We start from the raw sequence: 19384 nt of genomic DNA, 5'->3' as shown, positions 1-19384 counted from the left end.
CCCTCGCACTCCGCTCAGGAGTGCGGGGGGATACCGTGTTCCTCCAGGTCAAGAGGGGGAACAGTGATGTCGCACAACGCGGGATGGGAACAGCACCCGCAGCAGCAGTACGGGCCGCAGTGGGGAGGCGGCTGGATCCAGCCGCCCCCGCAGCCGGGGGTCATACCCCTGCGGCCGCTGGGCGTCGGCGAGATGATCGGCGGCGCCTTCAAGGCCTTCCGCCAGTACTGGAAGCCGCTGGTCGGCGTGATGCTCGCGGTACAGGGCGTCGGGTTCCTGCTGGTCACCGCGGCGATCGTGATCGGTGTCGCGGCGGCGAGCAGCAGCTTCTCCGAGGTCTTCGCCATCGACTCGGATTCGCCCGCCGACAGCGGGGACGTGGCGACCGTGTTCCTGGCCCTGCTGCCGGGTGGCCTGATCCTGCTGCTCGTGATGCTGGTGGGCACCGCGGCGATCGGCGCCCTGTGCCCCGCGGTGGTGCAGGAGGCCGTACTCGGCCGCTCCGCGACCTTCCGCGACATGTGGCGCCGGAGCCGGTCCCGGCTGCCTTCGGTGCTCGGCGCCGTTTCGCTGACCGGTCTGATCGCGGGCGGGCCGGCCGTCCTGATCTACGCGATCGGCTTCCCGCTGATGATCATGGCCTGGGACGGCTCCGCGGCGCCGGCCGGCCTGTTCCTGCTGATCCTGGCGGTGCTGGCCTGGATGCCCGTGGCGGCCTGGCTGGCCGTCCGGTTCAGCCTCGCGCCCGCCGTGGCGGTGTTCGAGGAGCTCCGTCCCGTGGCCGCGCTGCGGCGGTCGGCCGCCCTGGTCAAGGGCAGCTGGTGGCGCGTCTTCGGCGTCAGCGTGCTCGCGTACGCCGTGGGGCTGGCGGGCGGTTACGCCATCCAGATGCCGTTCGGCTTCGTGGGCATCCTCGCGCTCTTCCCCGCCATGCTGGACGCGGGCCCCGGCGACGCGGTGCCCGCCACGATGATCATCGGGATCATCGTGTACGTGGTCTGCCTGCTGGCCGGCACCGTGGTCAGCGCGCTCTTCCAGCTCGGATACCCGCAGCTGGTGGTCTCCCTGCTCTACGTCGACCAGCGGATGCGCAACGAGGGCCTCGCGCCGGCCCTGATCACCGCCGCCCAGCCCTCCGCCTGGACGCCGGGCCAGGGCCCCGCGTCACCCTGACGGGCTGACGGGCGCCCCGGGCCGGCGGCGGCCGGCCGGGGTCAGCGCGTCGCGCCGAAGTCCTGCGTCCAGTACTGGCCCGGCTGGGCGAGGCCGATGCCGATCTCCTTGTACGAGCAGTCGAGGATGTTCCGCTTGTGGCCGGGGCTGTTCATCCAGCCCTCCATGACCTGCTCGGGGCTGCTGTACCCGTAGGCGACGTTCTCGCCGTACGTCCGCCACTGGTACCCCGCACGGGTGATGCGCTGGCCGGCGTCGGACCCGTCGGACCCGGTGTGGGACATGTTGCGGTGCGCGGCCATGTCGGCGCTGTGGTCCTGCGCGGCCTTCGTGAGCTTCGCGTTCACGGTGAGCGCGGGGCAGCCGGCCGCGGCGCGCGCCTGGTTGACGAGTTCGAGGACCTTGGCCTGCGCGGCGGGCAGCGCCCCGGAGGCCTGCGGCGCGGCGGGGGCGGCGGAGGCCTCCGCCCGCTCCGGCCGGGGCTGCTGCGGCTGCGGGCGCGCGGGCGGCGCGGCCTCGACGGGCGGCTCGGCGGACTGCTGCGCCGGCTCCTGGGCGGGCTCTTCTGCGGCGGGCCGCACGGGGGCCGGCGCCTCGGGCCGCGCGGGCGCCGCGGCCGGGACCGGGGCCTGCTCCGGGAGCGGGGCCCCGGACGCGTCGAAGGGGACGTCCAACTGCGCCGCGGCGGGACGGGCGCGGCCGGTGTCCTGGGTGTCCAGGCAGGCCATGGCGGCGGTGGGGACTGCCACGGCGGCCAGCGCCCCGACGGCGACGGCTATCTTCCGGTGGTGGGTCTTCTTACGGTGCTTCTTCATGCGGGACCTCACTCGGTGATCGCGAAGCTCCCGGCGCCGGATCGCTGGGGGCGCCGGAGGAGTCGCCATTCTTAGAAGGGCCGCAGGGGCATGGCAAGCCGGCGCGGGCCGGCGGGCCGAGTGCTCCGGGCTCCGGCTTGAAAGGTCGGGAAGATCGTGCATGCCCCCGTCCGGACCCGCCCCGGCACAACTGACGCGCCGCTAGAACCACCTCTCATCAGGAACGTTGGGAGAGGTGAAATGAGAGTCCCCAATTCCGGTTCTGGCGGAGTGCGGCATGTCAACACCAAACGGGGACAAATCGCGAAATACACGCCCGCTGTTCACCCCTGCGGGACCCGGCGGACCACCGGGGCCGCTGTGTCCCATGTCACGAAACCGCGGAGCCCCGCACACCGTCCGCCCGACGGTGTGCGGGGCTCCGCGCAGATCAGCCGCGTCCCGCGTCAGAAGGAGTTCTTCGACGCGCTGCTGACGACGCACTCCTTGTACTCGGTGCCGTTGGTCTTGCCGAAGTACGGGGTCGTGGCCTCGGCCGGCTGGGACGCGCCCGCCTTGACCTTCAGGCTGCTCACGTAGGCCGTGGCGGGGACCGCCGTCGAGGTCGCGTCGCCGCGGAACTTCATCGTGATGTTGTACGTGTAGTCCAGCGAGCTGTTGTTGGTGACGGTGAGCTTGGCGACCAGGTTCTTGCCGCTGCTGTCCAGCTTGCACCCGTCGATCCGGATGTCGCGTTCGGCCTTGTCCCGCGAACCGCCCGTGACGGAACCGGTGGTGGTGCTGGAGTTCGTACCGCTGCTGGTGCCCGTGCCGGTACTGCCGGTGGTGCTGCTGCCGTCGTGGCTGCCGCCGGTGCTGCTGGAGCCGCCCGAGCTGGAGCTGGAGCTGGAGCTGTGGCTGCTGCCACCGCCACAGCTGGCACCGTGCGAGCCACGGGCTCCGGTCAGTGCGACGACGGCGAGACCGAATACTGCGACCGCGCGGACATGGCGAAGCTTCACGTTCTAACCCCGTTGAAATCAGTGAGCAGGAGGGCCCGCCTTGACGGGCGCACGTCACCCTACAGCGGCCAAGTGAGTGATTCGGACACCCTCCGGCGGCGTGGCGCGTTCGCATCCGGAGCCGCCCCGCAAGTCGGAGCGGGTGTGCGCGCCTCGGCGTGCGCGGAACGCTCACACCTCGTACGGCACATCCGCACCGAAAGGACACATCACCCCCACGCCATGCTCCCCCGCCCGACGGGGCGCGGCCCGCGGTGATGCGTGTCAGGGTGAACACGAGGCATCCGAACCCCCGGCACCGAGGAGTCACCCGTCATGGGCGGTACGAAGGACAAGCGCCAGGAGCCCGGCGAACCCCGCGAGGAACGCGGGCGCCCGCAGCCGCCCAGCCAGGACCCCGTCCACCCCGAACCCGTCACTCCGGCCCGCAGCAGGCGTGCCGAGGAGAAGGGGCGGCGGCGCGACGAGCGCGAACGCCGGGGCGACGAGGGTTCCTGAGCACGGCGGTACGGCCGGCCCTCCCTCAGCCGGCGGCCGGCCGGCCGCGCTGCCGCTCCTGCGGCGGATCGTCCTCGGGCCGCAGGCCGATCATGTCCAGCAGGGCCTTCAGGTCCTCCGCCCCGATGGCACGCGAGGCGACCGCGAGGCGGGCGGCGGCCCGGTCCACGGTGCCCGCCCGGGCGGGCACAGCCGGCTCGTCACATCCGAAGGGATCCTTCATGGGACCGATGCCACCACGCTCCCGCCGGATCCGCAGCTCCCACTGCTCCCATCAGCCGCCGCGGCGGAGCCGTTCAGGGGAGCCGTTCGGGGAAGCCGTTCGGGGAGGGCGTCTAGGGTGACCCGGACATCCGCCCGGCCGGGGCCCGTGCCTCCGGCCGCCCTTCCCCTCAGGAGCATCCGTGGCGCGTTCGCTCGACGGCCTCTTCTTCGTCCCCGTCGCCGACCAGGCGCCGGGCCAGGTCGGCCGGCAGACCCGGTTCGAGTATCACGAACAGGACGGCCGCGTCTGGGCCGAGTACCGTGGCGGGGACGTGGCCAGGGGACACCTGGTCGGCACCCGGGCGGACGACACCGTCGACTTCCGCTACGTCCAGCTCCGCCACGACGGCTCGACCGCCTCCGGGCACTGCGTCTCCCTCGTCACGGAACTGCCCGACGGACGGCTCCGGCTGGAGGAGACGTGGACGTGGGAGTCCCAGGAGGGCAGCGGCACCAGCGTCGTCGAGCAGCAGCCCGATACGAGGGAGAGCACCCGATGAGGATCCACCTGTCCAACGTCTTCGTCGACGACCAGGACAAGGCCCTGCGCTTCTACACGGACGTACTGGGCTTCGTGAAGAAGCACGAGGTGCCGCTCGGCGCGGACAAGTGGCTGACCGTGGTCTCGCCCGAGGACCCCGACGGGACCGAACTGCTGCTGGAGCCCGACGGACACCCGGCGGTGCGGCCGTACAAGGAGGCGCTGGTCAAGGACGGCATCCCGGCCGCCTCCTTCGCCGTGGACGACGTGGCGGCGGAGTTCGCCCGGCTGCGCGGGCTCGGGGTGCGGTTCACCCAGGAGCCGAGGGAGACCGGCCCGGTGACCACCGCGGTCCTGGACGACACCTGCGGCAACCTGATCCAGATCATCCACGGCGGGTAGGCTGCCGGGCGGGCGGGGCCGTAGCGCAGGGGTCGTCGCGCGCGGTCTCCAAAACCGCGAGGACGCCGGTTCGAATCCGGTCGGCCCCGCCCGCCCGAGCCCGGCTTGATCCACAAGCCGCCCCCTAGGGTGGACGGATGAGCGAGAACGAGATCGGGATCGTCGCCGAACAGGGCGCGTGGCGTGGCGGGTTCGAGGAGCGGGTGCTGGCCGGGTACCGGGCCGCGGGATGTTCGGAGCCGCTGGCGCGGGCCCTGCTGGAGCGGGCCGTGGAGGGGATCGACGGCTGGACGGTGGCCACGGACGGCACCGGCTGGATAGCTGTCGGGGTGACGGAGGACAACGGGGCGGTGGTGGGCCGGATCCACGACCTGACGGCGGCACGGGGCCGGGAGTGGGCCGAGCGGTGGTGTGCCGAGCGCGGCGCCGAGCGCGTGGAGGTCCGGCTCACCGGCGGGCCCGGAGCCTTCGCCGACTATCCGGTGCGGGGTCAGAACCGCATGCGCGCGGTGGCCGAACGGCCGCAGCTGCCGCCGGGGCTGACGGTCCGCCGGCTCACGGAGGAGGAGTACCCGGCCTGGTACGCCGCCGAGGAGGCCGGGTACATCGCGGACATCGTCCGGGCCGGAGCGCTCACCCCGGAGCAGGCCCAGGAGAAGTCCGACCAGGACTTCGCCCGGTACCTCCCGCAGGGGTACCTGACCCCGGGGCACGCCTTCTACGCGATGGAGGCCGAGGGTGTGGTGATCGGCACCGGCTGGGTGAACCACGGGTTCCTGCCGGGCGTCACCTTCGGGTTCTCGCTGGAGGTGCACGAGGAGCACCGGGGCAGGGGCTACGGCCGGGCCGCGATGGCCGTGGGCGAGTGGGCCACCCGGGAGGGCGGTGACGAGGTGATGATGTTCAACGTCTTCGGCGGGAACGAGGTCGCGATGGGCCTGTACGACAGCACCGGCTTCGCGGTGCTGGAGGAGCACCGCTCCATCGGCCTGCCGACCGGGGCGGAGGGCTCAGCCGTTCAGTGACGCCATGAGTTCGGGTGCGTACCGGTCCCCCGAGACCACGCCGTGCGGTGCGACGGCGTCGATGGAGGCCAGGTCGGCGTCGGTGAGGGTGACCGCGGTCGCGGCGACGTTCTCCTCCAGGTAGCGGCGGCGCTTGGTGCCGGGGATCGGGACGGCGCCCATGCGCAGGGTCCAGGCCAGCGCCAGCTGGGAGGGGGTGACGCCCTTCTCGGCGGCGAGGGCCCGGACGCGGTCGACGACGGCGAGGTTGCGGTCGAAGTTCTCGCCCTGGAAGCGGGGGTCCGTACGCCGGAAGTCGTCGGCCGCGAAGTCGTCCGGGCTGGTCACGGCTCCGGAGAGGAAGCCGCGGCCGAGCGGGGAGTACGCGACGAGGCCGATGCCGAGCTCGCGCAGGGTCTCGCGTACGCCGTCGTGCTCGATCCCGCGCTCGAACAGGCTGTACTCGGTCTGCACGGCGGCCAGCGGGTGCACGGCGTGGGCGCGGGCGATGGTGCTCGCGGCGGCCTCGCAGATCCCGATGTGGCCGACCTTGCCGGCGGCGACCAGCTCGGACATGGCGCCGATGCTCTCCTCGATCGGCACGGCCGGGTCGACGCGGTGCAGGTAGTAGAGGTCGATCCGGTCGGTGCCCAGGTGGCGCAGGGAGCGGTCGGCGGAGCGGCGGATGTACTCGGGCGTGCCGTTGTGGCCGCGGAAGGCGCCCTCGTCGGTGAACTCGACGCCGGTCTTCGTGGCGATGACGGCGGCGTCGCGGCGGCCGCGGAGGGCCTTGCCGAGGAGCTGCTCGTTGACGAAGGGGCCGTAGCCCTCGGCGGTGTCGAGGAGGGTCACGCCCAGGGCGAGGGCGCGGTCGATGGTGGCCAGGGACTCGGTCTCGTCGGTGGCTCCGTAGTGGGCGCTCATGCCCATGAGGCCGAGGCCTTCGGCGCCGACTTCCAGGCCCTGGCCGCCGAGTGCGCGGATCTCCATGATGTCTCCTCCGGGGGGTGAGGGGGGTGGGGGTAGAGGTAAGTAACTAACTGGATAGTTCGAGTCTGCACACGAGGTGCCGCAGATGTCAATAACCGGATAGTTACTTGCTAGGCTGCCCGCCATGGCAAGGGATTCCAGCGCAACCAAGGCACGCCTGCTCGACGCGGCGTTCTCCGAGTTCGCGGCGTACGGCATCGCCGGCGCCCGGATCGACCGCATCGCGGTCACCGCCCAGGCGAACAAGCGGCTCATCTACGTCTACTACGGCAACAAGGAGCAGCTGTTCGACGCCGTGCTCCAGCGCGCCCTGGAGACCGGCTCGGAATCCGTGCCGTTCGACGCGGAGGACCTGCCCGGGTACGCGGGAGCGGTCTTCGACCACTTCGTGGCGTACCCGGACCTGATGCGCCTGGTGCAGTGGAAGCAGCTGGAGCGGCCGGAGACCGCCGGGCCGGTGGCGGAGTCGTACCGGGGCAAGATCGCGGCGGTGGAGCGGGCGCAGGCCGCGGGGCTGGTGGATCCGGGTCTCGACCCGGGCGACGTGCTCACGCTGGTCATGGGGCTGGCGCAGGCGTGGACCGGCGCGGTGGGAGGCCCGGCGACGGGCGGCGCGGGCGAGCCCTGGCCGGCGGCGCGGCTGGCCGGGCACCGCGCGGCGGTGGTGGAGTCCGTCCGCCGCCTGGTCCGGCCGCCGCAGCCGCGGGCGTGACCGGCGGCGGCCGGATCCGGGTCGGGGTCAGGCCCGGGAGCCGGCCGTGGCCTGGGCGAGGAGCCTGAGGGCCGTGTGGCCCTCGGAGCCGGCCGGGGCGGTGGCCACCAGCAGCGTCTGGTCGTCGGTGACGCGCAGGGCCTGCTGGGTGACGGTGAGGGCCCCCACCAGCGGATGCCACATCCGCTGCTCGGCGGCGGTGCAGGGGCGGGCCCGGTGGTCGGCCCACATGGTGGCGAACTCGTCGCTCTTCATGGTGAGTTCGCCGACGAGGGCGCCGAGGAGCGCGTCGTCCGGGTGGCGGCCTGCCGCGTACCGCAGGTTGGCGACGGCGGCCCTGGCCTTGGACTCCCAGGTGCCGTAGAGCTCGCGCAGGTACGGGTCGAGGAAGATCAGCGCGGCCATGTTGGGCCGGTCCGCGGGCCGGTCGGGTGCCGTGGGGTCGAGGTGGCCGGCGAACAGGGCGTGCCCCAGGGGGTTCCAGGCCAGGATGTCGGCCCGGCGGCCGGTGAGGACGGCCGGGACCTCGGGCATGGACTCCAGAAGCCGGCGGGTCGGCTCGTCGACCCGTTCCGCCGGCGGGCGCCGGGCGGCGGGGCGGCGGGCGGCCAGGCCCGCGAGGTCGTGCACGTGCCGCCGCTCGGCCTCGTCCAGGTTCAGCGCACGGGCGAGGGCGTCCAGCACCTCGGGCGAGGCGTTGTGCGAGTGCCCCTGCTCCAGCCGTGCGTAGTACGAGGCGCTGACCCCGGCGAGGAGGGCGAGTTCCTCGCGGCGCAGGCCCGGTACGCGGCGCCGCTCGCCGTACGTGTCGAGGCCGATGTCCGCCGGCGTCAGCCGGGACCGGCGGGCCTGCAGGAACGCGCCGAGGCTGCTCTGTCCGTCCATGCGCCCCAGTATCGCGGGCGGCGCGGGGGCCAGCCTCACCCTGCCGGGGATAGGCAGGGAAGGGTGTGGCTGTCCCGCCGGGCCGGCCGCAGGGTTGGGGCCATGAACACCACCACTGACACCATCGAGTTGGGCGGCGTCGCCGTCACCCGGGTCCGCGAGTACTACGGGCCGCTCGGGCTCACCCCGCACGAATTCATCCCCGGGAGCAGCGAGGACGTCTGGTCGGCGCACGCCGGCTGGCTGCGGCCCGACTTCGCGGACGGCGAGCCGCCCGTCTCCCAGGTCGCGCTGCAGACGTGGGTGCTGCGCAGCGAGGGCCGGGTGGTCCTCGTCGACACCGGCGGCGGCAACCACAAGGCACGGCCGGGCACTCCCTGGGACCGCCAGGAGACGGCCTTCCTGGACGAGCTGGCCCGGGCCGGGGTCAAGCCCGAGGACGTCGACCTCGTCGTCAACACCCACCTGCACGGGGACCACGTCGGATGGAACACCCGGCTGGACGGGGACACCTGGGTGCCGACCTTCCCGAACGCCCGCTATCTGATCAACCGGAACGACTTCGAGTTCTGGAACCCCGCCAACGGGCACCCGTCCGTCCTCGACGACGGCAACGCCGGCGTGTTCGAGGACAGCGTGGCGCCGGTCCACGAGGCCGGCCAGGTCGTGCTGTGGGAGGACTCCCACCGGATCGACGCGAATCTGCGGCTGGACCTCGCCGCCGGGCACACCCCCGGGTCCAGCGTGCTCACCCTCGCCTCCGGCGGCGACCGGGCGGTGTTCGTGGGCGATCTGCTGCACAGCCCGGTGCAGGTCATGGAGCCGGACGCGAACAGCTGCTTCTGCGAGGACGCCGCGCAGTCCCGGGCCACCCGGCGCCGGCTGCTCGGCTGGGCCGCCGACCACAACGCGCTGCTGGTCCCGGCGCACTTCGGCTCGCACGGCGCCCTGGAGGTCGCGCGGGACGCGGGGGCCTTCGCGGTGAAGGGCTGGGCCCCGTTCGCACCGTGCGCCCCGGGCGGGGAGGGCTGAGGCCGTCCGGAGGGGAGGGCGAGTAGGGTCCGTCATAGACAGGACCGACAGGGACCAACCCATACGGAACGGATCCGATCCCCATGTACGCACCCGAGCGTCAGCACCGGATCGTCCAGCTGACCCAGGAGCTCGGACGCGTCGAGGTCCCGGCCCTGGCGGAGGAGTTCGGGGTCACCCAGGAGACGGTCAGGCGGGACCTGACCGCCCTGGAACGGGCCGGTCTGCTGCGCCGGGTGCACGGCGGCGCGCTGCCCGCCGGCGGGCTCCGGCTGGAGCCGGGGCTCGCCGAGCGCGATTCCACCGCCGCGGCGGCCAAGGAGCGGATCGCCCGGGCCGCGCTGGCGCTGCTGCCGGAGGAGGGCAGCCTGCTGCTGGACGCGGGCACCACCGTCTCCCGGCTGGCCGCACTGCTCCCCCGCGACTCCACCCTCACCGTGGTGACGAACGCGCTGCCGGTGGCCGCCCGGCTCGCCGAGCACCCGGGTCTGCGCCTGCACATCGTCGGCGGCCGGCTGCGGCACCGTACGCAGGCGGCGGTGGACGCGTGGGCGCTGCGGGACCTCGCCGAACTGCAGCCGGACGTGGCGGTGGTCGCGACCAACGGGTTCTCGGCGGAGGCCGGGCTGACCACGCCCGACCTGGCCGAGGCGGCGGTCAAGCGGGCCATGGTGGCCGGGGCGCGCCGGGTGGTGCTGGTCGCGGACTCCTCCAAGTACGGCGCCCGGCACTTCGCCCGGTTCGCCGACCTGGAGCAGGTGGACGTGCTGGTCACGGACACCGGCCTGACCGATGGGCAGGCCGACGAGATCGCCGGCCGCGGCCCGGAGGTCGTCCGGGCCTGAGGGCCGGGCCGTGTCTCGTGGGTCAGGCCGGGGGTTGCGGGAGGCGGAAGCCGTTGAAGAGGTCGTCCATGCCGCGCAGCGCCAGCCGGTCGGGGACGGCGCGGACCGCGAGGTCGCGGGCCGCCGCGGCTAGGGGGCCGCGCAGGGCGCCGAGGCGGCCGACCCGGCGGGCGCGGACGCGTACGGCGTCGGTGCGGGCGCGGCGGGCGGCGGTGTAGGCGGCGAGGGCGGCCGGGACGGGGTCCCGGCCGCCCTCGCCGTGCTCGGCGTTCCCCTCGGGGAGCAGGTGGGCGAGGACCACGGCGTCCTCGATGGCCTGGCAGCCGCCCTGGCCGAGGTTGGGGGCCATGGCGTGGGCGGCGTCGCCGAGCCAGACGGTCCGGCCGTGGTGCAGGCGCGGGAGCGGGGCGGCCAGGTCGTACAGGTCGTTCTGGAGGACGTCGGCGGGGGCGAGGCGGGCGACGCGGTCCAGCAGGGCCGGGACCGGGTCGTGCCAGGATCCGAAGCGGCGGCGGAGTTCGGCCCGGGGGTCGGGCGAGCGGGTTCCGGCCGGGACGCGCGCGGTGGCGTAGAGGTAGTACCGGCCGTCTGCCAGCGGGGTCACCCCGAACCGCTGCCCCCGCCCCCAGGTTTCGCTCATGGCCGGTATCCCCAGGTCGGGGGCGTCGACGATGGTGCGCCAGGCGGTCTCGCCGAGGTAGCGCAGGCCGGGGTGGGCGGGGAAGTGCGCGCGGCGCAGCGGGCTGTTGATGCCGTCGGCGGCGACCACCAGGTCGGCCGTGAGGTCCGGTCCTGCCGCCGTGCGGACGGTCGCGCGGCCGCCGGCGGGGCCGGTGCCGTCCGGGCCGGTTCCGTCCGGGCTCGCCGGGTCGACGCCGGTCACCGCTGTGCCGTAGCGGAGGACTTCCGGAGGGAGGGCGGCGGCGAGGGCGGCGGTGAAGACCGGGCGCGGGACGGCGATCGGCGGGACGCCGTAGCGGGCCGCCATGTCCGCGGTCGCGGTGCGGGTGAGCCACCGGCCGTCGGGGCGGCGTACGCCCATCAGAGCGGGTACGGCGCTGCCCGCGGCGTGGGCCGCTTCCACGCCGATCGCCTCCAGTGCACGCAGGGCGTTGGGGGCGAGGCCGATGCCGGCGCCGGTGGCGGGGGGCTCGGGGGCGCGTTCGCAGACGGTGACGCGCCAGCCCCTGCGGTGGAGTGCGAGGGCTGCCGTGAGCCCGCCGATCCCGGCCCCGGCCACCACCGCGTGACGTTCCGTCATCCGTCGCCCCTTCCGTTCCCCCGGTCACCGTCCACGACGGCGGAGCCCCGACCCTACCGGGGGCTCCGCCGGTCGGCGGGCCGGGTGCCGCAGGAGCCCGGCCGGGCTCCTCCGGGGCCGCTCCGCATCCGTACGCCGCCGCCGGGCCGCATCCGCGAAGCGGGCCGTCCGCCTGGATGCGCGGGCCCGCGGCTCCCCCGGATGCGCGGGGCCGCGGACGGCCCGGCCGGCGGTCGGGGCTCGGGGGCGGCGGCGCCGCGGCGTGAACCGCGCCCGGCGACCGGAGGGCGGGGAGGGCCGGCGCGGCCGGCGCGTGGCCTGGGCCGTCTCTTTCGGATCTTGCCGGTCAGGCCCGAGCCTCCCCCAGCCACCGCTGGGCGGGGCGCCGCCGTACTCGACGTACTTGGTCCCCGCCAAGGCGGCGAGGCGCGGTGCCGGGCGGCGCGGGTCTGGGGGCACCTCCCGGCGGTAGCTGGGGGAGCAAGATCCGGAAGAGACGGCCTAGCTGCCGTCCGCCGCCGGAACGTACGGCTCGGCGAGGAGGTCGTCGACGAGGGTGAGCCTGGTCTCCGGCATCCTCTCCGCGATGGCTCCCGCCATCATCGCGATGCCCTCCGGGTCGGGCACCCCGCAGCGCTCGCGGCTCGCCTCGTCCGGCCAGCGGGCGTACGCGAGCCAGGTGCCGTCGTCCCCGCGGTGGAGCCGCGAGCCGTAGCTGCCGCACTCCCGCAGGATGGCCTCGGTCACCCGGCGCCAGCCCTCGCGGAACTGTTCTTCCCCGCCCGGCAGCAGCCGCCACCGGTAGATCACCGCGAACACGTTTCCCCCGTCGTCCTCTTCGGCCGCCGCCGGTCGTGCGGCGGTGCGGAGTACACCGTACGGGCCGGGCGTCCGCGGCGAGCCCGGGGTCAGAGCCCGTCGATCGGGCGCCGGCCCCTGCTGCTGCGCCGGCGGATGCTCACCGTGGCCGCCGCCACGACGAGGAGCCCGAGCGCGAGGGGACCCGTGCAGGCGTCCCGCGTCCAGAACGGCGCGCCGAGGACGAACAGGGGGAGCGCCGCGAGGAGGACGGCGGGTGCCGTACGCAGCTTTGCGAACGCGGGCCGCCCGGCGAGGGCCAGTCCGGCTGCCGCCGGCACGGCGAAGCGGAGGCCGCCCAAAGACCCGCCGGGCAGCGGGGCCCACGTGAGCACGCCGGCCATGAGTACCGTCCACACCACGACGGCGGCCAGTCCTGCCGCCGTGCGAACGCGCGGTTGCGGGCGCAGGTCCGCGGGGCAGAGCACTGCCGCCAGCGCGGCGAGGAACAACGGTGTCCGCACGAAGAACACGAGGTCGAGGCCCCCGCCCAGCCGGAACACGTCGACCACCGTGGTTGCCGCGCAGGCCGCCAGCACGGTCCAGGTGCCTGCCGCCCAGCGACCGCTCAGGGCGATCGCGGCGCCCAGCACCATGACCAGGTGGGTCACCGCCAGCAGGATGAACGGAACGGCGATCTGCGCGGGCAGGGTGGTTTCCTTCACCGCCGGGGCCATCAGCCCGGCCCACCAGAGCGCGCTCGCGCCCGCCGCGACGGTGGTGAACGGCGCCACCGCCGCCACGAGCCGGCCGCGGCGGCCCGCCGAGCCGAGTCCGAGGCGCATGCGCAGCGCGTGCCCGGTGACGTCCAGCGCCTCCCGGGTCCGGGCCGCCCGGCCCGCGCCGCGGGTGGCCTCGTGGTAGGCCATGGCTATTTCGTCGCCGAACTCCCGCCGGAATCCGGCCGGGTAGAGCCTGAGCAGGGCGGTCACGCGGTCACCGTCCCGTCGGAGGAGCCGAGCAGGCCGGGCGCGGTCCGCGCGCCGAGGCCGAGGCGCCGGGTGGCCTCCTGGGCGGTGCGGGCGATCCGGGCCGCCTCGGCGGCCAGGACCTCGCGGCCGTGGGGGGCGAGGGCGTAGCTGCGCCGCCTGCGGCCGTCGACCACCTCCTCGTCGTGGACGGCGATGAGCTGCTGTTCGAGGAGCCGCTCCAGGGCCCCGTACAGCGTTCCGGTACGCATCTTCGTGCGGCCTTCCGAGATCTTCTCGACCTCCTGGGCGATCGCGTATCCGTGCCTGGGGGCATCGGCGATCGCGGTGAGGATGAGCAGAGTCGGCTCGCGCAGAGCTTGATCGTTCACGAGCACGACGATAGCTCGGTTGCCGACATATGTCGATGGCCGAGTTATGCGTTCGTCCCGGCGGCCTCGGCGGCGGTGTAGGAGGAGGCGAAGGTGAACGCGCGCGGGGACGGGCCGTTCGCCCTGATGTCCGCGAGCCGATCCAGGGCCTCCTCGACGCCCGGGGCGTGCCCGGCGGGGACCCACCAGAGGACCATGTGCGCCTCGACGTGCCGCTCGAACCAGTCACGGCGCCCGCGCATCACCTCCAGGTGCCCGCTGCGGTAGGTGAAGTCCCACAGCGCCTCCCTGGTCTCCCACACCGACATGTTGACGATGACGCGCTCGCCCAGGGGCCGCATGGCGGTGGCGTCGTCCGCCCCGTCCTCCTTGAGCCGCCACACGAAACCGGGCGCGGCGTCGGCCGCGGAGTTGACGGGGTCGAGCGCCTCGACGAACGGAGCCACGCGGGGGTCGTCGAGGGGGTAGCGGAACGTCGCGACGTTGAGCTGGGCCAGGTGGACGGCGGCAGGGCCGTGCGGGGATGCGGTCATGACCCCATCCCAGCACGGCGGCGATTTCTATGTCAATCAATATTGTTTTTAGAGGCCTCGACCACGACGCAGCACTCTCCCGGCCGGGCGTCCATCCGGGCACGGACGGGACCGTCCGCGCCGAGCAGCCCCTCCAGCAGGGCGAGGTTCATCCCGCAGACGAGCGGCGGGAACCGCTCGGCGACCGCATGGAAGGGGCAGTTGCGCATCCGGACGACGGGCGCCCCGTCACCCCCCTCCCCCGCGCCCCCCTCCAGGTGCGGTTCGTAGCCGCGGGCGGCCAGCACCCCCATCGCCTCTTCGAGCCCGCCGCAGGGCGCCGCGGGTCCGCGCAGGGCCTCGCCGCGCCGGCGCGCCGCATCGCACAGGCCCGCGTCCAGCCCGGCCCGCTCGGCGGCCTCGGCCAGCAGCTCGGCGGCCGTGAGGTAGTCGCGGGGCGGCAGCGACACCGACCACTCGGTCCGGGCCCGCGTGTACACCTTGGCGGGGCGGCCGGCCCCCGGCCCCGAACGGCCGGTCAGCCGGCGGCTGCCGCTCTCCAGCAGGCCCGCCTCGGCCAGCTTGTCCAGATGGTGCGCGGCGAGGGTGCGGGCCACGCCGGCCGCCTCGGCGGCCTCGTTCCGGCCGACCTCGCGGCCCTGGGCCACCACGTACTCGTACAGCCTGCGGCGCACGGGGTCCTGCAGCACCGCGATCGCGTCGATGTCCTCCATCTCGCCATTCTAGGAACAACAGAGGTTGGAGATAGAAGGCCGGGCGGCGCACCGGGCGGACCTGACGGGGCGGAAGGTGACCGGGGAGGCCGGGAGGCGGTACGACTGCGTACGTGAAGGAACACACCCATTCCGCGACCGTCCGCGTCTTCATCGCCCTCGCCCCGCCCGACGGCGCGAAGGAGGAGCTGGAGCGGGCGCTCGCGCCCGCGTACGAGGCGCACCCGCGCATGCGGTGGAACCGCATCGAGGACTGGCACGTCACCCTGGCGTTCCTCGGCGAGCTCCCGGTCGCGGCCGTCCCGCCGCTGCGGCCCCGGCTCGCGGAGCTGGCGGCGGCACGCAGGCCCGTACGGCTGTCCCTGCGCGGCGGCGGGCACTTCGACGAGCGGGTGCTGTGGAGCGGGATAGGCGGGGAGCTGGAGGAGCTGCACGTACTGGCCGCCGAGGTGCGCGCCGCGGTCAAGGAGTGCGGCATCACCTTCGCGGACCGGCCGCTGCGCCCCCATCTCACGCTGGCCCGCGCCCGGCGCGGCGATCCCTCCGCCGCACTGGAGGCCGCCGCCGGGCTCGCCGCGTTCAGCGGGCGGGAGTGGGAGGCGGAGCGCCTGCACCTGGTCGGCAGCAACATCGGCCGGGGCCCGGGGCCGATCCACTACCGGGACATCGAGTCCTGGGCGTTCGGCGGCGGGAACTGAGGGGCGCGGGACTCCGCAGATCCGGGATCCGGCCCGGCGTCCGGTCCGCGATCCGATCCGCGATCCGGTCCGCGATCCGATCCGGAATTGCATGACCATGCGGCGGCATGCATAATCTTCCCATGTCTAAGGTCCTCACCTCCCTTCCCGCCGGCGAGCGCGTCGGCATCGCCTTCTCGGGCGGCCTCGACACCTCCGTCGCGGTCGCTTGGATGCGCGACAAGGGTGCCGTCCCGTGCACCTACACCGCCGACATCGGCCAGTACGACGAGCCCGACATCGCCTCGGTGCCCGGCCGTGCGAAGACCTACGGCGCCGAGATCGCGCGCCTGGTCGACTGCCGGGCGGCGCTGGTCGAGGAGGGCCTGGCCGCACTGACCTGCGGCGCGTTCCACATCCGCTCGGGCGGGCGGGCCTACTTCAACACCACCCCGCTCGGCCGCGCCGTGACCGGCACCCTGCTGGTGCGGGCCATGCTGGAGGACAACGTCCAGATCTGGGGCGACGGCTCCACCTTCAAGGGCAACGACATCGAGCGGTTCTACCGCTACGGTCTGCTCGCCAACCCGCACCTGCGCATCTACAAGCCCTGGCTGGACGCGGACTTCGTGACCGAGCTGGGCGGCCGCAAGGAGATGTCGGAGTGGCTGCTGGCCCACGACCTCCCCTACCGCGACAGCACCGAGAAGGCGTACTCCACCGACGCCAACATCTGGGGCGCCACCCACGAGGCCAAGACCCTGGAGCACCTGGACACCGGCGTGGAGACCGTCGACCCGATCATGGGCGTCCGGTTCTGGGACCCGTCCGTCGAGATCGCCACCGAGGACGTGACGATCGGCTTCAACCAGGGCCGCCCCGTCACGATCAACGGCAAGGAGTTCCCCTCCGCCGTCGACCTGGTCATGGAGGCCAACGCCATCGGCGGCCGCCACGGCATGGGCATGTCGGACCAGATCGAGAACCGGATCATCGAGGCCAAGAGCCGCGGCATCTACGAGGCCCCGGGCATGGCGCTGCTGCACGCCGCGTACGAGCGCCTGGTCAACGCCATCCACAACGAGGACACCCTCGCCCAGTACCACAACGAGGGCCGGCGCCTCGGCCGCCTGATGTACGAGGGCCGGTGGCTGGACCCGCAGGCCCTGATGGTCCGGGAGTCCCTCCAGCGCTGGGTCGGCGCGGCCGTCACCGGCGAGGTCACCCTGCGGCTGCGGCGCGGCGAGGACTACTCGATCCTCGACACCCGTGGCCCGGCCTTCAGCTACCACCCGGACAAGCTCTCCATGGAGCGCACCGAGGACTCGGCGTTCGGCCCGGTGGACCGGATCGGCCAGCTCACCATGCGCAACCTGGACATCGCCGACTCCCGCGCCAAGCTGGAGCAGTACGCGGTCCTCGGCCTGATCGGGACCGGCAGCCCCGCCGTCGGCGCCGCCCAGGCCGCCGCGACCGGGCTGATCGGCACCATGCCGGAGATGCCGGAGGGCGGCGCCGAGGCCATCGCCTCGCGCGGTGAGGTCTCCGCCGACGAGGAGATGCTGGACCGCGCCGCGATGGAGTTCGGCACGGACTGACCCCCGGCGGGCGGTACGACACGAACGGGACGGGCCGGTCCCGGCGCCACGCGGGCGCCGGGACCGGCCCGTCCCGTTCCGCGCGCCCTTCAGCCGCTCGGCGTGGGGCCGGGCACGGCGGGGTCCCCGGGGCCGTCAGTAGACGAGCTTGTAGGTCACGTCCTTCGGCACCGGGTGCGGTGCGCCGTCGGTGTACAGCAGCCGGATCGTGGTGAAGCGCCGTACGTCGGGGCGCCCGGGCCAGGGCTGCGGCTCGCTCAGGGTCACCGTCACCGGGTAGGCGCGGAAGCGGCCCGCCGCGCAGTAGGGGCGGCAGTCGTTGACCATGTCGGTCCCGGTGGCGGTCGCGGTGCCCGGCCCCCAGCTCTCCCAGCGCAGTCCGACGAGCCGGTTGTTGCCGTCGCCGCAGGCCAGCAGGTACTCCTCGGGGCGGACCTGGGGCTTGTCGAAGCAGTCGACCACCACGAGCGGGTCCGGGGCGGCGCGGGTGTGGGCGGCGGAGGCCGGGACGGCGGCCGCCGCGAGGGCCGCGAGCGCGCACAGCAGCGCCGCCCGGCGCGGCCCGTACCGGCGCACTCGTACGGGCCGGGTCTCCCGCGAAGCTTCCATGGCGTCCATCAGCCCCTCCTCGCCGGTCCGTCCCGCCGTCGGCGGCGCGGCACTGCCCAGCTTTCCGCATCCGGCCGCGCCGCGCACCCGCTGGCGGGTGCCGGGAGCGGGGCCCGGCCGCGAATCCGCCGAACCGTCCCTCCCCGGCCCGGCGCCGGGCCGGGGAGGAACGCGGGTGTCACGCGGTGCGGGGGGCGCGGCGCATGGCCCAGAGGGTCGGGCCGCCGCCCGGGAGCTCCACCTCGCCCAGGACCTCGAAGCCGAAGTGCTCGTAGACGGGCAGGTTGGACGGCTTGGAGGACTCCAGGTAGACCGGCAGGCCCCCCGCGTCGGCCTTGGCCAGGCCCGAGCGCAGCAGTGCCGAGCCGTGGCCCTGCCCCTGGCCGGCCGGGTCCGCGCCGATCAGCGCCAGGTACCAGTGCGGCTCCTGCGGGGCGTGCTGCGCGGCCAGCTCGACGGCCTCGCGGAACAGGTGGGCCCGGTCGCCGAGGATCTCGGTGAGCTCGCGGATGGTCTCCGCGTCGGGGACGGACTTCTCGTGCCCCTCCGGCGACACCCAGAACGCGGCAGCCGCGGCGGTGCGCTCGCACACGCCGTGGCGGACGTACTGCCGCGTGTAGATGGTGCTGAAGTACCGGGTCAGGTTCTCCTCGCGCGCGTCCCCTGCGGGGAAGAACCAGTTCATCATCGGGTCGTCGTGGAAGGCGCGGGCCAGGGCACGGCTGATCGACGGGGCGTCGTCAACGGTGGCCGTCTTCGGCAGGTTTGTCATCGACATAGGGGTCATTCTGCACACTGATGATCTTGGGTTGGCCCTGGGGGGTCTGTTGACCACGGGCCCCTACGTCCCGGTAACTTGGTGGCCGCCCAGGAGGATTCGACCGCAGAGAACGGAAGACCCGTGGCAGACCACGACCTGACCGGCTTCACCAAGGGCACCTTCACGCACGACGGCACCACCCGGCGCCTGCTGCGCCGCGGCTCGGGCCCGGCGGTGATCGTCATGGCGGAGATCCCGGGCATCACCCCCAAGGTCCTGGCGTTCGCCGAACGGGTGGCGGAGGCGGGGTGCACCGCCGTGCTGCCGGTGCTCTTCGGCGAACCCGGCCGGGACGCGGACCCCCGCACCGCGGGCTGGCCGAAGGCCGGGCGTTACGTGGCGTCGACCATGCGGAAGGTGTGCGTGAGCCGGGAGTTCACGCTGCTCGCCACCGGGCGCTCGTCCCGGGTGGTGTCGTGGCTGCGCGCACTGGCCGCCGCCGAGCACGAGCGCTGCGGCGGCCCCGGGGTCGGCGCCGTCGGAATGTGCCTGACCGGCGGGTTCGCGCTGGCCATGGCCACCGACCCGCGCCTGCTCGCCCCCGTGCTGTCGCAGCCGTCACTGCCGCTGGCCCTCACCCCCGGCCGTGCGGGCCGCATCGACATCTCCCCGGAGGAGCTGGCGGTCGTACGCGGGCGCTGCGAGCGCGAGGGCCTCCAGGTGCTCGGCCTGCGCTTCCGGGGAGACCGGCTGGTGCCCGGCGACCGGTTCGCCCACCTGCGGCGCGAGCTGGGTGACGCGTTCGTCGCCGTCGAGCTGGAGGATTCGGCGGCCGCTCCCGACGCGGCGCTGCCCCCGCACTCCGTCCTGACGGAGCACCTGGTCGACGAGCCGGGACAGCCCACGCGGGAGGCGCTGGACACCGTCCTCGACCTGTTCCGGACCCGGCTGCTGACCCCCTAGGCAGGCGTCC

Annotated in this window: 24 protein-coding genes and 1 tRNA gene; 12 read left to right on the top strand and 13 right to left on the bottom strand. The window is 74.1% G+C overall.

Annotation, left to right across the window (positions count from 1 at the left end; all coding sequences use genetic code 11):
- Window positions 1-66: 66 nt before the first annotated feature.
- Window positions 67-1173 (top strand): hypothetical protein, encoded by a 1107-nt coding sequence (locus OG553_RS33890; protein ID WP_405982672.1) that lies wholly within the window; start codon window positions 67-69, stop codon window positions 1171-1173.
- A 41-nt stretch (window positions 1174-1214) separates the two neighbouring features.
- Here the strand turns inward: OG553_RS33890 and OG553_RS33885 are convergent, their stop codons facing one another.
- Together OG553_RS33885 and OG553_RS33880 are read right to left on the bottom strand one after the other, a co-directional pair.
- Window positions 1215-1988, bottom strand: coding sequence for a CAP domain-containing protein (locus OG553_RS33885; RefSeq protein WP_405982671.1), 774 nt, complete (start codon window positions 1986-1988; stop codon window positions 1215-1217).
- A 446-nt stretch (window positions 1989-2434) separates the two neighbouring features.
- On the bottom strand, window positions 2435-2989 hold the full coding sequence (locus tag OG553_RS33880; RefSeq protein ID WP_405982670.1) for a hypothetical protein: 555 nt from the start codon (window positions 2987-2989) through the stop codon (window positions 2435-2437).
- A gap of 315 nt (window positions 2990-3304) precedes the next feature.
- On the opposite strand from OG553_RS33880, the gene OG553_RS33875 reads away from it, so the two are divergent.
- Window positions 3305-3487: a hypothetical protein gene (locus OG553_RS33875; protein WP_405982669.1), complete on the top strand. Its 183-nt coding sequence runs from the start codon at window positions 3305-3307 to the stop codon at window positions 3485-3487.
- Window positions 3488-3512: 25 nt separating this feature from the next.
- Here OG553_RS33875 and OG553_RS33870 read toward each other — a convergent pair whose 3' ends face one another.
- Window positions 3513-3710 (bottom strand): hypothetical protein, encoded by a 198-nt coding sequence (locus OG553_RS33870; protein ID WP_405982668.1) that lies wholly within the window; start codon window positions 3708-3710, stop codon window positions 3513-3515.
- Window positions 3711-3891: 181 nt separating this feature from the next.
- Between OG553_RS33870 and OG553_RS33865 the strand changes: the two genes are divergently transcribed.
- From OG553_RS33865 to OG553_RS33850, 4 genes are all read left to right on the top strand, one after another.
- The gene (locus OG553_RS33865) at window positions 3892-4251 is read left to right on the top strand and encodes a hypothetical protein (protein ID WP_405982667.1); all 360 of its coding nucleotides are present in this window, start codon (window positions 3892-3894) and stop codon (window positions 4249-4251) included.
- On the top strand, window positions 4248-4634 hold the full coding sequence (locus OG553_RS33860; protein ID WP_405982666.1) for a VOC family protein: 387 nt from the start codon (window positions 4248-4250) through the stop codon (window positions 4632-4634). Before OG553_RS33865 ends, OG553_RS33860 begins: the two co-directional genes overlap by 4 nt.
- Before the next feature lie 14 nt (window positions 4635-4648).
- Window positions 4649-4723, top strand: a tRNA-Trp gene (locus tag OG553_RS33855).
- A gap of 48 nt (window positions 4724-4771) precedes the next feature.
- The gene (locus tag OG553_RS33850) at window positions 4772-5659 is read left to right on the top strand and encodes a GNAT family N-acetyltransferase (RefSeq protein ID WP_405982665.1); all 888 of its coding nucleotides are present in this window, start codon (window positions 4772-4774) and stop codon (window positions 5657-5659) included.
- Here OG553_RS33850 and OG553_RS33845 read toward each other — a convergent pair.
- Window positions 5645-6628, bottom strand: coding sequence for an aldo/keto reductase (locus OG553_RS33845; RefSeq protein ID WP_405982664.1), 984 nt, complete (start codon window positions 6626-6628; stop codon window positions 5645-5647). The two genes, OG553_RS33850 and OG553_RS33845, sit on opposite strands and share 15 nt — an antisense overlap.
- Before the next feature lie 124 nt (window positions 6629-6752).
- On the opposite strand from OG553_RS33845, the gene OG553_RS33840 reads away from it, so the two are divergent.
- A complete protein-coding gene (locus tag OG553_RS33840; protein WP_405982663.1) occupies window positions 6753-7340 on the top strand; it encodes a TetR family transcriptional regulator in 588 nt (195 codons plus the stop codon).
- Window positions 7341-7367: 27 nt separating this feature from the next.
- On the opposite strand, the gene OG553_RS33835 is transcribed toward OG553_RS33840, so the two are convergent.
- Window positions 7368-8225 carry a helix-turn-helix domain-containing protein gene (locus OG553_RS33835; RefSeq protein WP_405982662.1) on the bottom strand — a complete coding sequence of 286 codons (858 nt, stop codon included), beginning with the start codon at window positions 8223-8225 and terminating at the stop codon, window positions 7368-7370.
- Between the two features lie 102 nt (window positions 8226-8327).
- On the opposite strand from OG553_RS33835, the gene OG553_RS33830 reads away from it, so the two are divergent.
- Together OG553_RS33830 and OG553_RS33825 are read left to right on the top strand one after the other, a co-directional pair.
- Entirely contained in the window at window positions 8328-9257 is a 930-nt protein-coding gene (locus tag OG553_RS33830) for an MBL fold metallo-hydrolase (protein ID WP_405982661.1), read from the top strand.
- An 83-nt stretch (window positions 9258-9340) separates the two neighbouring features.
- A complete protein-coding gene (locus OG553_RS33825; protein WP_405982660.1) occupies window positions 9341-10102 on the top strand; it encodes a DeoR/GlpR family DNA-binding transcription regulator in 762 nt (253 codons plus the stop codon).
- Window positions 10103-10124: 22 nt separating this feature from the next.
- On the opposite strand, the gene OG553_RS33820 is transcribed toward OG553_RS33825, so the two are convergent.
- From OG553_RS33820 to OG553_RS33795, 6 genes are all read right to left on the bottom strand, one after another.
- On the bottom strand, window positions 10125-11363 hold the full coding sequence (locus OG553_RS33820; protein WP_405982659.1) for an FAD-dependent oxidoreductase: 1239 nt from the start codon (window positions 11361-11363) through the stop codon (window positions 10125-10127).
- Window positions 11364-11864: 501 nt separating this feature from the next.
- Entirely contained in the window at window positions 11865-12182 is a 318-nt protein-coding gene (locus tag OG553_RS33815) for an antibiotic biosynthesis monooxygenase family protein (protein ID WP_405982658.1), read from the bottom strand.
- An 89-nt stretch (window positions 12183-12271) separates the two neighbouring features.
- Window positions 12272-13153, bottom strand: coding sequence for a hypothetical protein (locus OG553_RS33810; RefSeq protein WP_405982657.1), 882 nt, complete (start codon window positions 13151-13153; stop codon window positions 12272-12274).
- Complete coding sequence (locus OG553_RS33805; RefSeq protein ID WP_405982656.1) at window positions 13150-13521, bottom strand: PadR family transcriptional regulator; 372 nt, start codon at window positions 13519-13521, stop codon at window positions 13150-13152. The genes OG553_RS33810 and OG553_RS33805 overlap by 4 nt, the downstream gene beginning before the upstream one ends.
- Before the next feature lie 44 nt (window positions 13522-13565).
- Window positions 13566-14054, bottom strand: coding sequence for a DUF3291 domain-containing protein (locus OG553_RS33800; protein ID WP_405982655.1), 489 nt, complete (start codon window positions 14052-14054; stop codon window positions 13566-13568).
- 32 nt (window positions 14055-14086) lie between these two features.
- The gene (locus tag OG553_RS33795; protein WP_405982654.1) at window positions 14087-14767 is read right to left on the bottom strand and encodes a helix-turn-helix transcriptional regulator; all 681 of its coding nucleotides are present in this window, start codon (window positions 14765-14767) and stop codon (window positions 14087-14089) included.
- 113 nt (window positions 14768-14880) lie between these two features.
- On the opposite strand from OG553_RS33795, the gene thpR reads away from it, so the two are divergent.
- On the top strand, window positions 14881-15465 hold the full coding sequence (gene thpR / locus OG553_RS33790; protein ID WP_405982653.1) for an RNA 2',3'-cyclic phosphodiesterase: 585 nt from the start codon (window positions 14881-14883) through the stop codon (window positions 15463-15465).
- Window positions 15466-15587: 122 nt separating this feature from the next.
- Entirely contained in the window at window positions 15588-17042 is a 1455-nt protein-coding gene (gene argG / locus OG553_RS33785) for an argininosuccinate synthase (protein ID WP_405982652.1), read from the top strand.
- A 135-nt stretch (window positions 17043-17177) separates the two neighbouring features.
- Here the strand turns inward: argG and OG553_RS33780 are convergent, their stop codons facing one another.
- Both OG553_RS33780 and OG553_RS33775 read right to left on the bottom strand, forming a co-directional pair.
- A complete protein-coding gene (locus OG553_RS33780) occupies window positions 17178-17651 on the bottom strand; it encodes a hypothetical protein (RefSeq protein WP_405983211.1) in 474 nt (157 codons plus the stop codon).
- A 178-nt stretch (window positions 17652-17829) separates the two neighbouring features.
- Entirely contained in the window at window positions 17830-18438 is a 609-nt protein-coding gene (locus tag OG553_RS33775; RefSeq protein WP_405982651.1) for a GNAT family N-acetyltransferase, read from the bottom strand.
- Between the two features lie 114 nt (window positions 18439-18552).
- Here OG553_RS33775 and OG553_RS33770 point away from each other — a divergent pair, with 114 nt between their 5' ends.
- Window positions 18553-19374, top strand: a complete 822-nt coding sequence (locus OG553_RS33770) for a dienelactone hydrolase family protein (RefSeq protein WP_405982650.1) — start codon at window positions 18553-18555, stop codon at window positions 19372-19374.
- Window positions 19375-19384 lie beyond the last annotated feature (10 nt).

Origin of the sequence: Streptomyces sp. NBC_00158, from assembly GCF_045160885.1 — a bacterium.
GTDB lineage: Bacteria > Actinomycetota > Actinomycetes > Streptomycetales > Streptomycetaceae > Streptomyces.
The sequence above is the reverse complement of the archived record's forward strand: the minus strand, read 5'-3'. Positions and strand labels throughout refer to the sequence as shown.